Below are 12,951 nucleotides of genomic sequence, written 5' to 3' on the forward strand. Positions count from 1 at the left end.
AACATCGTGACCGCAGACGTGGCGACCTCCGCCGACCTCGAACACACCAGTGCCGGAGCAGGCAACGCCGCGGCACAGACGCCTGCGGATCTCCTCGCGGACCTCCGGTACGGGTTCAACGGGGAAATCGTGACCCCCGCCGACCCGGAGTACGACGGCTACCGGCGGCACTTCAACAGGCGCTTCGACAAGCATCCGGCCCTCGTCCTCCGGCCGGCGAACACCGTCGATGTCGTGGCCGCTGTCCGGTACGCGCGCGCTGCGGACCTGGAGATCGCCGTCAGCTGCGGCGGGACGCACCCGGCGGGCTTCTCGCGCACCGACGGAGGGGTGGTCGTCGACCTGTCTTTGATGCGAGCGGTGAAGGTGGAACCGATGGAGCAGACCGCCTGGCTACAGGGAGGTGCCCTCGGCGGCGACCTCTATGCCGAGGCGGGACGCCATGGCCTCGGGGGCGTGATGGGGTGGATGCGCACCACCGGCGTGGGTGGCGTCAACGTCCACGGAGGCTGGGGGCCGTTGTCGCCCAAGCTCGGCTGGGGCGTCGACACGATCCTGGAGATGGAGATTGTGACGGCCGACGGTGAGGTGCTTCGTCTCGCTCCGAACGAGAATTCCGAGCTGTTCTGGGGAGCCCGTGGCGCGGGCGGCAACTTCGGCATCGTCACGTGGGTCAAGCAGAAGCTCTGCCGCGTGCCGGAGAAGGCCCTCATCGGCACCCTCATGTACACGCCGGAGCAGGGCCCCGATGTCCTGCGGCTGGTCGATGAGCTGGTGATGACGGCGTCCGAGGACATGTCCATGTTCGTGTACTCGTCGGTGGTCCCGGACGAGCCGGCCTACCCCGAGGCGCTCCGCGGCAGGCATGGTTTCATGGTCGTGGTGGTGCACATCGGTGATCGCGACCAGGCTGTCGAGGAGCTGCGTCCACTGCGAGAGGCCTACCCGCCGGCGCTGGACGGGGTAGTCGAGAGGTCGCTCTACGACTTCACGTGCGAGATGGATTCCTTCATCGTGCCGTGCCGTCAGTGGTACGACTTCGTCGAGGTCGAGGCCCTCACCGACGACGTGATCGAGGCGGTTACGACGTCCGCCCAGCGCATGGAGGAGCTGGAGCTCACCGCGGAGCTCACCCTGGTAGCCGTCGGTCGCGGACGTGACCCGGAGCACCCGAGCGCACTCGCGGTGGGCAATCGGCCGGGAGCGTGGCTCATGATGCCCGACACCTTCTGGGAGGACGAGGCGGACGACGAGAAGAACATCGGGTGGGCCGACGAGTTCATGACCACGTTGAGCACGTGCGAGTCGCACTCCGACATCGGGTACGGCAACGTCCAGTCACGTCCTGATGTGGATCGAGAGCGTCGTTCGTTCGGCGAGGAGACCTGGCAGCGGCTGGTTGCGCTCAAGCGGCAGTACGACCCGGAGAACCTCTTCCACCTCAACCACAACATCCCGCCTGCCTAGGACCGCCGGTCCGCAACGAGCGGGAAGAGGAGGAACGCTCATCACCGCCTATCTGCTGCTTGCAGGGGCCATCTGTGCCGAGATCATGGCGACACTCTGCGTTCGCGCTTCGGACGGGTTCTCCAAGACGCCGTTCGTAGCGGCGCTCATCACCGGATACGTCGCCTCCTTCGCCCTGCTGGGCCTCGCTGTGCATCGAGACTTGCCGCTGGGCGTGGCCTACGGCATCTGGGCGGCGGTCGGGGTCGCTGCGATCGCGCTGCTGAGCGTGCCCCTATTCGGAGAGACGCTCTCCTGGGTGCAGTTGGGCGGCTTGGGCCTCGTCGCGTTGGGGGTCTTCGCGCTGGAAGCCGGCGGCACACACTGAACCACCGACCCGCGTCGGCGACGCGGTACTCAACGAGACGGAGCCACGCCGACGTACTTCACCGACAGGTACTCCTCGATCCCCTCGGGCCCGCCCTCACGGCCGAACCCGGAGTGCTTCACGCCACCGAACGGCGCGGCGGGGTTGGAGACGATGCCTTGGTTGATGCCGACCATGCCGAACTCGAGGGCCTCGCTGACCTCAAGCGCCCGGGTCAGATCGCGGGTGAACGCGTAGGCAACCAGGCCGAAGCGGGTGTCATTCGCCATGCGTAGTGCTTCGTCGTGGTCGGAGAACGTCGTGATGGGTGCGACCGGACCGAAGATCTCCTCCTGCATCAGCTTCGCGTCCGTCGGTACGTCGGTCAGCACCGTTCGTGCGTAAAAGTAGCCGATGTCGCCGACTGCGGCGCCACCCGCGACCACGCGGGCGCCGCGGTCGGTCGCGTCCCTGACCAGGGCGGCGACGCCCTCGCGGGCCTTGTCGTCAATGAGCGGTCCGACGGTGACACCGTCCTCGGTGCCGCGGCCGACCTTCTCGGCGGCCATGCGGGCCGCGAACTTCTCGGCGAACTCGTCCGAGACCGACTCCTGCACCAGGAACCGGTTGGCCGCCCGTGCAGGCCGGCCGCACATCGGTCCGACTCACCGAACTCGTCGACGAGGACCTGCTGGTGCTGCCGCCCGAGCAGCACGCGCGGCGGGCCATCGACGGAGCCCTGCGCGACGCCGGCCTCGCGCCGAGGTCGCAGACAGAGTTCGGTACCCCCGAGGTGGCGCAGGCCCTGACAGCCGCCGGCCGCGGCATCGCGATCGTCTCCGACGACCCCCACTTCGACCTCATCCCCCTACGCATAACCGACCCGGGGGCCCGGTCCTAGTCCGGCTCTACGCCGCATGGATCCCACCAATCACGCCGCCGCCTCCCTCGCTGCCCTCGCGCACCGACTGACGGACTTCTGCGCCGAGCGCTACGGCGTACCTACATAAGCATCGATCTCCGTGGCTTCGGGGATGTGCTCGCCCGCCTCCCTCGCTTTCATGGGCACACGCGCTCTGAAACTGACCGACCAGATCCAAGTACGACGAGGAAGCCGAGGTGCCGTATGACGATCACATCGCGTTCGCGCCCGATCGCTCCCCCGTGTGTCCGATGAATGCAACGGCGGGCCTCCCTACGGCCGGCGAACCAAGGGAATCGGTCGACGTGCCACGGTCTCGAACAATCGTGGCTGTGGTCGTGGGATGGCGCGGGCGCACCGCACTGTTCCGCCGCAGCGCCGCCGTCGACCATGACCGCGGGCGATGGCACTGCGTCACCGGCTACCTCGACGCCAAGGTGACGCCCGCGCAGCAGGCGCTGGTGGAGCTGCAGGAGGAGACGGGCCTCGGTGTCGTCGCGCTGCACTCGTTCAGCTCCGGTCGTGTCCTGCATCTTGAAGACGGCGACGGGCGTACCTGGCGTGTGCACACCTTCAAGGCTGAAACCGGCCAGCGCCGCCTCAAGCTCAACCATGAGCATGACGCCTATCGCTGGGTGCGACCTTGCGACGTACCGCGCTTCGGCAACCGAGTCAGCTGGCTTGACCGCGTGCTCGCCGCCACCGCCGCAGTCGTTGCCGCGGATGATCGCGAAGCTGGACAGGCCGAACGCGTCCGGTAGCCGATGTGCTCGGCCAGGGCCTGCTTGTCGATGGACGCCGTGTCCAGGATGCTCCGGCGAGCACAACCGGGATAGCTCGTCAACGCAGCGATGGTTCTGGCGTTGTGCCCTTTTCGGCTCGGCCGACCCACGGATGACGTCCAAGGCGGGTGTCGGGGTTGTTCATGGTCTTCCTTCGTGGTGCTGCGGGCGGGACGTCCGCTAGCACCAGCAGGTTCAGCCAGCCGCGTCCAGGGTGCGACACGACCTGCGCGCGACCGGCCATGGGGACGTAGGCCGATGTCGCGGCACCAGGGCGACGGAGACCCTTGTGGCGCCGACCTGGTAGCGATGGCGAAGCCGGCCGGTCATCTGGCGTGGGCGATCACCGATCACGGCAATCTTGGCGGCGCGTGAAAGTTCCACCAGGCATGCCCGGCGGCTGGGATCAAGCCGATCTTGGCTTCGAGGCGTAACCGGCGCCGGCGCCCGACGGGTCAGACAACGACCAGCCGGGTTCGCGGCCGGCGACCCGGCGGCGCGGTTCGCGGGGGCGCGGATACCGCCGGACGCAGAGCGGGCTTGCTGGCGCAGCCGGGGCTGCAAAACCGAGTGACCCTGGCCCGCCGCCAGCACTACGCACAAACCAAGCACAAACTCCGCACCCCTGGGTAACCCAGGGGCACTCAACGCACCCTCAGTCACCCAGCACCACATATCGCATCGATCTGGATGCGACGATCACACCGCCGCCAAGCGGCGCGTACAGCCAACTAGGAGTCGTCAGCAGAGTTCATCTGTGAGAACGACACCTGCGAAAACAGCGTTCTGACCTGCGGTTATGCAGATCAGACGTTGAAGCCGAGGGCGCGCAGCTGCTCGCGGCCGTCGTCGGTGATCTTGTCCGGGCCCCACGGGGGCATCCAAACCCAGTTGATCGCGACGTCGTTCACCAGGCCCTCGAGGGCGGTGTTGGTCTGGTCCATGATCACGTCGGTCAGCGGACACGCGGCCGAGGTGAGGGTCATGTCGAGCACGACGTTGGTCGAGTCGTCGAGGTGTACGTCGTACACCAGGCCGAGGTCGACCACGTTGATGCCGAGCTCGGGGTCGACCACGTCCTTCATCGCCTCGGTGATCTCCTCGACGGTGACGGTCGTGGTGCCGACGCCACCAGCCTCGGGTACGTCGGGCAGGTCGCTGAGGTCGGTCATCGTGCGGTCTCCTTCTCGAGACTGTTGCTTTCGAGCACCTGGGCGGTGGCGTCCTTCCAGGCCATCCACGACAGTAGTGCGCACTTCACGCGGGCCGGGAACTTCGCGACGCCGGCGAACGCGATCCCGTCCTCCAGCACGTCCTCGTCCGGCTCGATGGTGCCCTTGCTCTGCATGAGAGTCAGGAAGTTCTCGTGGATCGCCATCGCCTCGTCGATGGGCATGCCGATCACCAGCTCGGTGAGCACCGACGCCGACGCCTGCGAGATCGAGCAGCCCCGGGCGTCGTACGACACGTCCTTCACCTGACCGTCCACCAGGTGCACGCGCAGCGTGATCTCGTCACCGCAGGTGGGGTTGACGTGGTGCACCTCGGCCTCGAACTCGTCCCGCAAGCCTTTGTTGTGGGGGTTCTTGTAGTGGTCGAGGATGATCTCTTGGTAGAGGGTGTCCAGGTCGGTACTCATCACTCAGCCCAACTTGAAGTAGGAGCGGGTGTATTCCAGGCCGTCGACCAGCGCGTCGATCTCGGCCGGCGTGGTGTAGAGGTACGACGACATCCGGGTCGAGCTCTGCACGCCGAACCGCTTGTGAGCGGGCTTGGCGCAGTGGTGGCCCGCCCGGACCGCGATCCCCCGCGAGTCGAGCACCTGCGCGACGTCGTGAGGGTGCACGCCGTCGATCTCGAAGGAGATCGCTCCCCCGCGCTGGGTCGCGTCCAGCGGACCGAGCACGGTCAGACCGGGCACGGTGGCCAGGCCCTCCAGCGCGTACGCCGTGATCGCCTGCTCATGGGCGTGGATCGCGTCCATCCCGATATGACTGAGGTAGTCGACCGCGGCGCCCAGCCCGACCGCCTCGACGATCGGCGGCGTGCCGGCCTCGAACTTGTGCGGGATCCCGGCGTACGTCGACCGCTCCATCTCGACGGTGGCGATCATCTCGCCGCCGCCCAGGAACGGCGGCAGCTGCTCGAGCAGCTCGCGCTTGCCCCACAGCACGCCGATCCCGGTCGGGCCGACCACCTTGTGACCAGTGAACGCGAGCAGGTCGGCACCGCTGGTCGTCACGTCGACCGGCAGCTGCGGCGCTGCCTGGGAGGCGTCGACGACCACGATCGCGCCGACCTCGTGGGCCCGACGCGCGATCTCGGCGACCGGGTTGATGGTGCCGAGCATGTTCGACACCCAGGTCAGCGCGACCACCTTGGTGCGCTCGGTGATCAGCTCGTCGATGTTGGTCAGGTCCAGCTGGCCGTCGTCGGTGAGACCGAACCAGCGCAGCGTCGCGCCGGTCCGCTGGGTCAGCAGTTGCCACGGCACGATGTTGGAGTGGTGCTCCATCTCGGTGATCACGACCTCGTCGCCCTCACCGACCTGCAGCGGCCCCCGCGCCCAGGCGAGCGTGTTGGCGGCGAGGTTGAGCGCTTCGGAGGCGTTCTTGGTGAAGATCACCTCATCGCGAGGCGCATTGATGAACGCCGCGACCTTGTCCCGCGCCGCCTCGAACGCCTCCGACGACTCCGCGCCGAGCTGGTGCATGGCGCGGGCGACGTTGGCGTTGTGCCGCTCCAGGTGGTCGACCATCGCGTCGATCACGCACTGCGGCTTCTGCGAGGTGTTCGCGCTGTCCAGATAGACCAGAGGCAGCCCGCCCGCGAGCGTGCGCGACAGGATCGGGAAGTCCTTGCGCAGGACCCCCAGCTCGGGAAGCAGGCCGCCGACCATCAGACTGCCGCGCTCTTCGCTGCCTGGATGTACTTGTCGTAGCCCTCGGCCTCGAGCTGGTCGGCCAGCTCCGGACCGCCCTCCTCGGCGACCTTGCCGTCGACGAACACGTGCACGAAGTCCGGCTTGATGTAGCGCAGGATCCGCGTGTAGTGGGTGATCAGCAGCACGCCCTTGTCGGCGTCCTCGGTGAACCGGTTGACGCCCTCGGCGACGATCTTCAGCGCGTCGATGTCGAGGCCGGAGTCGGTCTCGTCGAGGATCGCGACCTTCGGGTCGAGGAGCTCCAGCTGGGCGATCTCGTGCCGCTTCTTCTCACCACCGGAGAAGCCCTCGTTGACCGAGCGCTGCGCGAAGGTGGGGTCCAGGTTCAGCCGCTCGAGGGTGCCGTTGACGTCCTTGACCCAGGTCCGCAGCTTCGGCGCCTCGCCGTCGATCGCGGTCTTCGCCGTACGCAGGAAGTTCGAGACCGAGACGCCCGGGACCTCGACGGGGTACTGCATGGCCAGGAACAGCCCGGCCCGCGCCCGCTCGTCGACGGTCATCGCCAGCACGTCCTCGCCGTCCAGCGTGACCGAGCCGCTAGTCACGGTGTACTTCGGATGCCCGGCGACCGAGTAGGCCAGCGTGCTCTTGCCGGAGCCGTTGGGCCCCATGATCGCGTGGGTCTCGCCGTCCTTGATGGTCAGCGTGACGCCCTTGAGGATCTCCTTGGCGCCGTCCTCGGTGTCGACCGAGACGTGGAGGTCCTTGATCTCCAGGGTGCTCATCTGTTGCTTCTCTCTTCCTTCGAAATCTGTGGGTATCAGCTGGGGCGGACGCCGTTGAGCGTGGTGGTGACGTCCACGTACACCTCGTCGCCGCGCACCTCGACCGGGAACGTCGCGACCGGCTCGGTGGCGGGCAGGTGCGTGGGCTTGCCGGTGCGCAAGTCGAAGCAGGAGCCGTGCAGCCAGCACTCGACCGTGCCGTTGGCGACCTCGCCCTCGGACAGCTCCACCTCGGCGTGCGAGCAGACGTTCTGGACCGCGAAGAACTCGTCGCCGTCGCGGGCCACCGCGACCTCGAGCTCCTCGATGGTCACCGCCAGCGCCTCGTCGTCGCGGACCTCGGCCACCGTGCAGGCACGCTCGAAGCTCATGCCGGCAGGCCCTTCAGGACGTTCTTCGCGAGCTCGGTCTCCACCGTCGAGGTCAGCTTGTCCTCGAGCTCGGGTACGCCGATCTTGCGGATCAGGTCGTTGAAGAACCCGTGCACGACGAGCCGTCGGGCCTCATCCTCCTCGATCCCGCGCGAGCGCAGGTAGAACAGCTGCTCGTCGTCGAACCGGCCGGTCGCCGAGGCGTGGCCGGCACCCTCGATCTCACCGGTCTCGATCTCCAGGTTCGGCACCGAGTCGGCCTGGCAGCCGTCGGTGAGGACCAGGTTGCGGTTCTCCTCGTAGGTCTCGATGCCCTCCGCCACCTTGCGGATCAGCACATTGCCGATCCACACGGTGTGGGCGCCCTCGCCCTGCAGCGCGCCTTTGTAGGTGACGTGCGACTTGGTGTTCGGGGCGGTGTGGTCGACGAACAGCCGGTGCTCGATGTGCTGGCCCTCGTCGGCGAAGTAAAGGCCGAGCATCTCCACCGACCCGCCGGGACCGGCGTACTCGGCGGTGGTGTCGTTGCGGACCACGTCGCCGCCGAAGGAGATCGCGACGTGCTTGAGCGTCGCGTCCCGGCCGACCTTGGCGTGCTGGGTGGAGTGGTGTACGGCGTCGTCGGCCCAGTCCTGCAGGTAGACCACGGTCAGGTCGGCACTGTCGCCGACCAGGATCTCGACGTTCTCCGCGAACGTGGCCGTGCCCTCGAACCGGACCACGACGGTGGACCGGGAGAAGTTGCCGGCGCGGATCACCAGGTGGCCGGCCGAGGCGACCTCGTTGCCGGTGCCGCTGAGGGCGATCGTGGTGACCTCGTCGGTCGCCAGCTCGGCCGGCACGTCCACCAGGAACACCGCATCCGAGGCCGCCCAGGCCCGGGCGCTGATCCGGTCGTGGGGCACCAGGCCGGACGCGCCGCGGAGCTCGTGGTCGGCGGCCACCGACTCGGCCGTGACGCCGGCGGCCGGCTGCACGTCGACCTTGAAGCTGCCGCCGTCCAGCGGCACCTCCTGGTGCAGCCCGCGCAGCCGCTTCAGCGGCGTGAACCGCCAGATCTCCTCGCGCCCGGTCGGCACCGGGTGGTCGGCCACATCGAACGACCCTTCCGGGTGCAGGTGGCTGGAGATCTTGGTGGTCTCCACGGCGCCCGCGACGGCAGGGGTGTCAACAACAGTCACTGCTTCTGCTTCTCTCCGTAAACGTTTCTTGAGGCGAGTCGTGTCCAGGGAGCCCTTGAGCCAGGCCCCCTCCCACGGGCGGCGTCGGATAGGCCGAAGGCCTAGCCGACGGCGCCCTCCATCTGCAGCTCGATCAGCCGATTGAGCTCGAGGGCGTACTCCATGGGCAGTTCCTTCGCGATCGGCTCGATGAAGCCGCGCACGATCATCGCCATCGCCTCGTCCTGCTGCATGCCGCGGCTCATCAGGTAGAAGAGCTGGTCGTCGGAGACCTTCGACACGGTGGCCTCATGGCCCATCGAGACGTCGTCCTCGCGGATGTCGACGTACGGGTAGGTGTCCGAGCGCGAGATCTGGTCGACCAGCAGCGCGTCGCACAGCACGTTCGACTTCGAGCCGTGGGCGCCCTCGTTGATCTGGATCAGGCCACGGTACGACGTCCGGCCGCCGCCGCGGGCCACCGACTTCGACAGGATCGACGACGAGGTGTGGGGTGCGGCGTGCACCATCTTCGCGCCGGCGTCCTGGTGCTGGCCCTCGCCCGCGAACGCGATCGACAGCGTCTCGCCCTTGGCGTGCTCACCCATCAGGTAGACCGCTGGGTACTTCATGGTCACCTTGGAGCCGATGTTGCCGTCGACCCACTCCATGGTGGCGCCGGCCTCGCAGGTCGCCCGCTTGGTCACCAGGTTGTAGACGTTGTTCGACCAGTTCTGGATCGTCGTGTAGCGGCACCGGCCGCCCTTCTTCACGATGATCTCGACGACCGCGGAGTGCAGCGAGTCGCTGGAGTAGATCGGCGCGGTGCAGCCCTCGACGTAGTGCACGTAGGCGTCCTCGTCGACGATGATCAGGGTCCGCTCGAACTGACCCATGTTCTCGGTGTTGATCCGGAAGTAGGCCTGCAGCGGGATGTCGACGTGCACGCCCTTCGGCACGTAGATGAACGAGCCACCCGACCAGACCGCGGTGTTCAGCGCGGCGAACTTGTTGTCGCCGACCGGGATCACGGTGCCGAAGTACTCCTGGAAGAGCTCCGGGTGCTCCTTCAGCGCGGTGTCGGTGTCGAGGAAGATCACGCCCTGCTCCTCCAGGTCCTCACGGATCTGGTGGTAGACAACCTCCGACTCGTACTGCGCCGCGACGCCGGCGACCAGGCGCTGCTTCTCCGCCTCCGGGATGCCGAGCTTGTCGTAGGTGTTCTTGATGTCCTCGGGCAGGTCCTCCCACGACTGGGCCTGCTTCTCGGTGGACCGGACGAAGTACTTGATGTTGTCGAAGTCGATCCCGCCGAGGTCCGAGCCCCACTTGGGCATCGGCTTGCGGCCGAAGAGCTTGAGGCCCTTCAGGCGCAGGTCGAGCATCCACTGGGACTCCGACTTCTTGCCCGAGATGTCGCGTACGACGTCCTCGTTCAAGCCGCGGGTCGCCGCTGAGCCGGCCTCGTCCCGGTCCGCCCAGCCGAACTCGTACTTCCCGATGCCCTGGAGCTCGGGGTTGAGTTCTTCGATCGTCGTCATGCTGACGCTCCATCCTTCTTCTTCTCAGGGGCCGTGGTCGGGCTTGTCGTCGAAACCACAGGTAGGTCGGGGATGCAGGTGGTGCACACGCCGTCGCCGTGGGCGATGGTCGCCAGCCGCTGCACATGGCGGCCGAGCACCTTGCCGATCGCCTCGGTCTCGGCCTCGCACAGCTGCGGGAACTCGTGGGCTACGTGGGAGACCGGGCAGTGCTGCTGGCAGAGCTGGTCACCGATCGGCAGCTGGCGCACCGAGGCGGCGTACCCGCCGTTGGAGAGGACCTGCGCCAGCACCTCGGACGAGCTGAGCTCGGGCTGCTCCTCACGGATCCGGGCGAAGTCGCGCTCGATGAACGCGACCCGGCGCCGGGCGAACTCGTTGACCGCCTCCGGTCCGCCGGACTCGGCGAGGAAGCGGAGCGCCTCGGTGGCGAGGTCGTCGTACTGCTGGTCGAAGTGGTCGCGCCCGGTCTCGGTGAGCCGGAAGACCCGCGCCGGCCGGCCGCGCCCGCGGCTACCGTGGGGCCGCTGCTCGGTGGCCTCGACCGTGTCTTCTTCGAGCAGATGGTCGAGGTGGCGCCGGACCGCGGCGGCGGTCAGGTCGAGCCGGCTGGCCAGATCGGCCGCGGTCGACGGGCCGTTCTCCAGGATCGACCGGGCCACGCGCGCACGCGTCGGGGCATCCCCTTCCGGGGTGCCGAGGGAGGTCCGGGCGAATTCCACAACACTAGTGTGACGTTATTCCGCGGGCTGCTTCAAGTAAGGGTCACCTAAGCCACCCGCGGGCAACCTGCCGCCCGTGACGCACGTCATACGGTCCGGTCGCCGTGGCGACCGGACCGCATGACGTCAGTGACCAGCCGCAGCGGCTACGTCGCCGTCCGCCGGCCGAAGGCGCGCAGCGCCAGTGGTGCGACGATCGCGGTGATCACGACCGTCCAGATCAGCGTCGCGAGCACCGGGTGCTGCAGCGGCAGGGCGGCGCTGTCGGGCGCCGCCGGACTGTTGCCCCACAGTTCGCGGACCGCCTGCACCAGCGACGAGATCGGGTTCCACTCGGCGACCACGCGCAGCCAGGTCGGCATCGGGTCGGTCGGCGCGAAGGTGTTGGCCAGGAACGTGATCGGGAACATCGTGGCGAACATCAAGGCGTTGACCGCCTCTACCGACCGCATCGCCGAGCCGACCAGGATGCCGACCCAGATCATCGCGAAGCCCCACATCAGCAGCAGGGCGTAGGCCAGCAGCGCGTCGAGGAAGCTGCCGCGGATCCGCCAGCCGATGAACAGGCCGGTCACCGACATCACCACGATGCCGATGCTGGAGTGCAGCAGGCTGGACATGCTCCGGCCGACCAGCACCGCCGCCGGGTTGATCGGCAGCGACCGCATCCGGTCCACGATGCCCTTGTCGAGGTCGGCGGTGAGACCGACCGCCACGATGAACGAGGCGAACGCGATCGTCTGGCCCATGATCCCGCCCATCAGCCACTCGCGGTAGCCGGCCGGCGAGTCGGTGTCGATGGACGCGCCGAAGACGTAGGCGAACAGCAGCACGAACATGATCGGCTGGATGGTGACGTCCATCAGCATCTCGGGCATGCGCTTGATGTGGATCAGGTTGCGCTTGGCGATCGACAGCGACTGCCGGAGCAGACCGGTGTTGCGGATCTCGGGACGCCCGACCGCCGCCGTGGCTGCCTTGCTGATGTCGACGTCGGTCATGCCGTCGCCTCCTCTTCAGTGGTCGGTTCGGCGCGATGGCCGGTCAGGTGCAGGAACACGTCGTCGAGGCTCGGCCGCTTCAGGCCGAGGTCGTCGAGCACGATCTCGGACGACTCGAACGCGGTCGCCACCCGGTGTACGTCGCGCAGGCCCTCGGCCGGCGCCGTGATCTGGCGCGCCGACTCGTCGACGTGGATCTCGTCCACCAGGTCGCGCATCAGGCCGGCCGCGGTCTGCAGCTGGTCGGCGTGGGACACGGTCACCACCAGCGCGGCCTTGCCGGACTGCTCCTTGAGCTCCAGTGGCGTGCCCTCGGCGATCACCTTGCCGTGGTCGATCACCACGATCCGGTCGGCGAGCTGGTCGGCCTCCTCGAGGTACTGCGTGGTCAGTAGCAGCGTGGTGCCGTCCTTGACCAGACCCCGCAGCACGTCCCAGAGCTCGACCCGGCTGCGCGGGTCGAGACCGGTGGTCGGCTCGTCGAGGAACAGCACCGGTGGCGTGGCCACCAGGCTGACCGCGAGGTCGAGCCGACGCCGCATGCCGCCGGAGTAGGTCTTCGCCGTCCGGTCCGCAGCCTCAGTCAGCGAGAACCGTTCCAGCAGCTCGTCGCCGTAACTGCGGATGTACGCCGACGGCAGGCCGTAGAGGGAGCCGATCAGCCGGATGTTCTCCCGGCCGGTGAGCAGCTCGTCGACGGTCGCCGCCTGGCCGGTCAGGCCCATGCTGCTGCGGACCGCGGCCGGCTCCTTCACGACGTCGTGGCCCGCAACCCGGGCAGTGCCGCTGGTGGGCTTGGTGAGCGTCGTCATCATCCGCACGGTGGTGGTCTTGCCCGCGCCGTTGGGGCCGAGCATCCCGAGGACGCTGCCCTCGGGGACGGTGAAGCTGACGCCGTCGACGGCGTGGGTGTCGCCGAAGTGTTTGACCAGGTCTTCGGCCTCAATGGCCGGTTGAGAACTCATGCGAC

At 67.9% G+C, this 12,951-nt stretch carries 15 protein-coding genes; 4 read left to right on the forward strand and 11 right to left on the reverse strand.

The genetic code is table 11. The annotated features are described in order from the left end of the window. The first annotated feature begins 6 nt into the window (after nt 1-6). Together DDV73_RS17525 and DDV73_RS29495 are read left to right on the forward strand one after the other, a co-directional pair. Nucleotides 7-1,467 (forward strand): FAD-binding oxidoreductase, encoded by a 1,461-nt coding sequence (locus DDV73_RS17525; RefSeq protein ID WP_161962444.1) that lies wholly within the window; start codon nt 7-9, stop codon nt 1,465-1,467. After that, a complete protein-coding gene (locus tag DDV73_RS29495) occupies nt 1,349-1,834 on the forward strand; it encodes a DMT family transporter (protein ID WP_109508561.1) in 486 nt (161 codons plus the stop codon). Before DDV73_RS17525 ends, DDV73_RS29495 begins: the two co-directional genes overlap by 119 nt. 29 nt (nt 1,835-1,863) lie before the next feature. Here DDV73_RS29495 and DDV73_RS17535 read toward each other — a convergent pair whose 3' ends face one another. Next, complete coding sequence (locus tag DDV73_RS17535) at nt 1,864-2,469, reverse strand: aldehyde dehydrogenase family protein (RefSeq protein WP_109508562.1); 606 nt, start codon at nt 2,467-2,469, stop codon at nt 1,864-1,866. Here DDV73_RS17535 and DDV73_RS17540 point away from each other — a divergent pair. Then, nucleotides 2,451-2,714, forward strand: coding sequence for a LysR family transcriptional regulator substrate-binding protein (locus DDV73_RS17540; RefSeq protein ID WP_109508592.1), 264 nt, complete (start codon nt 2,451-2,453; stop codon nt 2,712-2,714). The two genes, DDV73_RS17535 and DDV73_RS17540, sit on opposite strands and share 19 nt — an antisense overlap. Before the next feature lie 272 nt (nt 2,715-2,986). Next, a complete protein-coding gene (locus tag DDV73_RS17545; RefSeq protein ID WP_276310131.1) occupies nt 2,987-3,496 on the forward strand; it encodes an NUDIX domain-containing protein in 510 nt (169 codons plus the stop codon). A gap of 827 nt (nt 3,497-4,323) precedes the next feature. Here DDV73_RS17545 and DDV73_RS17555 read toward each other — a convergent pair. The 10 genes from DDV73_RS17555 to DDV73_RS17600 all read right to left on the reverse strand — a co-directional run bounded on the left by DDV73_RS17555 (nt 4,324) and on the right by DDV73_RS17600 (nt 12,946). Further along, nucleotides 4,324-4,689, reverse strand: a complete 366-nt coding sequence (locus DDV73_RS17555) for a metal-sulfur cluster assembly factor (RefSeq protein WP_109508563.1) — start codon at nt 4,687-4,689, stop codon at nt 4,324-4,326. Beyond that, nucleotides 4,686-5,156: a Fe-S cluster assembly sulfur transfer protein SufU gene (gene sufU / locus DDV73_RS17560; protein ID WP_109508593.1), complete on the reverse strand. Its 471-nt coding sequence runs from the start codon at nt 5,154-5,156 to the stop codon at nt 4,686-4,688. The genes DDV73_RS17555 and sufU overlap by 4 nt, the downstream gene beginning before the upstream one ends. Nucleotides 5,157-5,159: 3 nt before the next feature. Further along, nucleotides 5,160-6,416, reverse strand: a complete 1,257-nt coding sequence (locus DDV73_RS17565) for a cysteine desulfurase (RefSeq protein ID WP_109508564.1) — start codon at nt 6,414-6,416, stop codon at nt 5,160-5,162. Then, nucleotides 6,416-7,186, reverse strand: a complete 771-nt coding sequence (sufC, locus tag DDV73_RS17570) for a Fe-S cluster assembly ATPase SufC (protein WP_109508565.1) — start codon at nt 7,184-7,186, stop codon at nt 6,416-6,418. The genes DDV73_RS17565 and sufC overlap by 1 nt, the downstream gene beginning before the upstream one ends. Nucleotides 7,187-7,221: 35 nt before the next feature. Continuing rightward, nucleotides 7,222-7,557 carry a non-heme iron oxygenase ferredoxin subunit gene (locus DDV73_RS17575; RefSeq protein ID WP_109508566.1) on the reverse strand — a complete coding sequence of 112 codons (336 nt, stop codon included), beginning with the start codon at nt 7,555-7,557 and terminating at the stop codon, nt 7,222-7,224. Next, nucleotides 7,554-8,738, reverse strand: coding sequence for a Fe-S cluster assembly protein SufD (gene sufD, locus DDV73_RS17580; RefSeq protein WP_109508567.1), 1,185 nt, complete (start codon nt 8,736-8,738; stop codon nt 7,554-7,556). The genes DDV73_RS17575 and sufD overlap by 4 nt, the downstream gene beginning before the upstream one ends. Nucleotides 8,739-8,839: 101 nt before the next feature. Continuing rightward, nucleotides 8,840-10,258: a Fe-S cluster assembly protein SufB gene (gene sufB, locus DDV73_RS17585; RefSeq protein WP_109508568.1), complete on the reverse strand. Its 1,419-nt coding sequence runs from the start codon at nt 10,256-10,258 to the stop codon at nt 8,840-8,842. Then, nucleotides 10,255-10,980: a helix-turn-helix transcriptional regulator gene (locus DDV73_RS17590; protein WP_109508569.1), complete on the reverse strand. Its 726-nt coding sequence runs from the start codon at nt 10,978-10,980 to the stop codon at nt 10,255-10,257. The genes sufB and DDV73_RS17590 overlap by 4 nt, the downstream gene beginning before the upstream one ends. Before the next feature lie 146 nt (nt 10,981-11,126). Continuing rightward, nucleotides 11,127-11,981, reverse strand: coding sequence for an ABC transporter permease (locus DDV73_RS17595; protein WP_109508570.1), 855 nt, complete (start codon nt 11,979-11,981; stop codon nt 11,127-11,129). Next, the gene (locus DDV73_RS17600) at nt 11,978-12,946 is read right to left on the reverse strand and encodes an ATP-binding cassette domain-containing protein (RefSeq protein WP_109508571.1); all 969 of its coding nucleotides are present in this window, start codon (nt 12,944-12,946) and stop codon (nt 11,978-11,980) included. Before DDV73_RS17600 ends, DDV73_RS17595 begins: the two co-directional genes overlap by 4 nt. Between the last annotated feature and the right edge of the window lie 5 nt (nt 12,947-12,951).

Source organism: Nocardioides speluncae, from assembly GCF_003121585.1.
Classification (GTDB): Bacteria; Actinomycetota; Actinomycetes; order Propionibacteriales; family Nocardioidaceae; genus Nocardioides; species Nocardioides speluncae.

Coding starts and splice junctions, on each gene's coding strand:
- DDV73_RS29495 (WP_109508561.1), top strand. CDS start 1,349: ATGTGGATCGAGAGCGTCGTTCGTTCGGCGAGGAGACCTGGCAGCGGC.
- DDV73_RS17535 (WP_109508562.1), bottom strand. CDS start 2,469: ATGTGCGGCCGGCCTGCACGGGCGGCCAACCGGTTCCTGGTGCAGGAG.
- DDV73_RS17545 (WP_276310131.1), top strand. CDS start 2,987: ATGAATGCAACGGCGGGCCTCCCTACGGCCGGCGAACCAAGGGAATCG.
- DDV73_RS17555 (WP_109508563.1), bottom strand. CDS start 4,689: ATGACCGACCTCAGCGACCTGCCCGACGTACCCGAGGCTGGTGGCGTC.
- sufU (WP_109508593.1), bottom strand. CDS start 5,156: ATGAGTACCGACCTGGACACCCTCTACCAAGAGATCATCCTCGACCAC.
- DDV73_RS17565 (WP_109508564.1), bottom strand. CDS start 6,416: ATGGTCGGCGGCCTGCTTCCCGAGCTGGGGGTCCTGCGCAAGGACTTC.
- sufC (WP_109508565.1), bottom strand. CDS start 7,186: ATGAGCACCCTGGAGATCAAGGACCTCCACGTCTCGGTCGACACCGAG.
- DDV73_RS17575 (WP_109508566.1), bottom strand. CDS start 7,557: ATGAGCTTCGAGCGTGCCTGCACGGTGGCCGAGGTCCGCGACGACGAG.
- sufB (WP_109508568.1), bottom strand. CDS start 10,258: ATGACGACGATCGAAGAACTCAACCCCGAGCTCCAGGGCATCGGGAAG.
- DDV73_RS17595 (WP_109508570.1), bottom strand. CDS start 11,981: ATGACCGACGTCGACATCAGCAAGGCAGCCACGGCGGCGGTCGGGCGT.
- DDV73_RS17600 (WP_109508571.1), bottom strand. CDS start 12,946: ATGAGTTCTCAACCGGCCATTGAGGCCGAAGACCTGGTCAAACACTTC.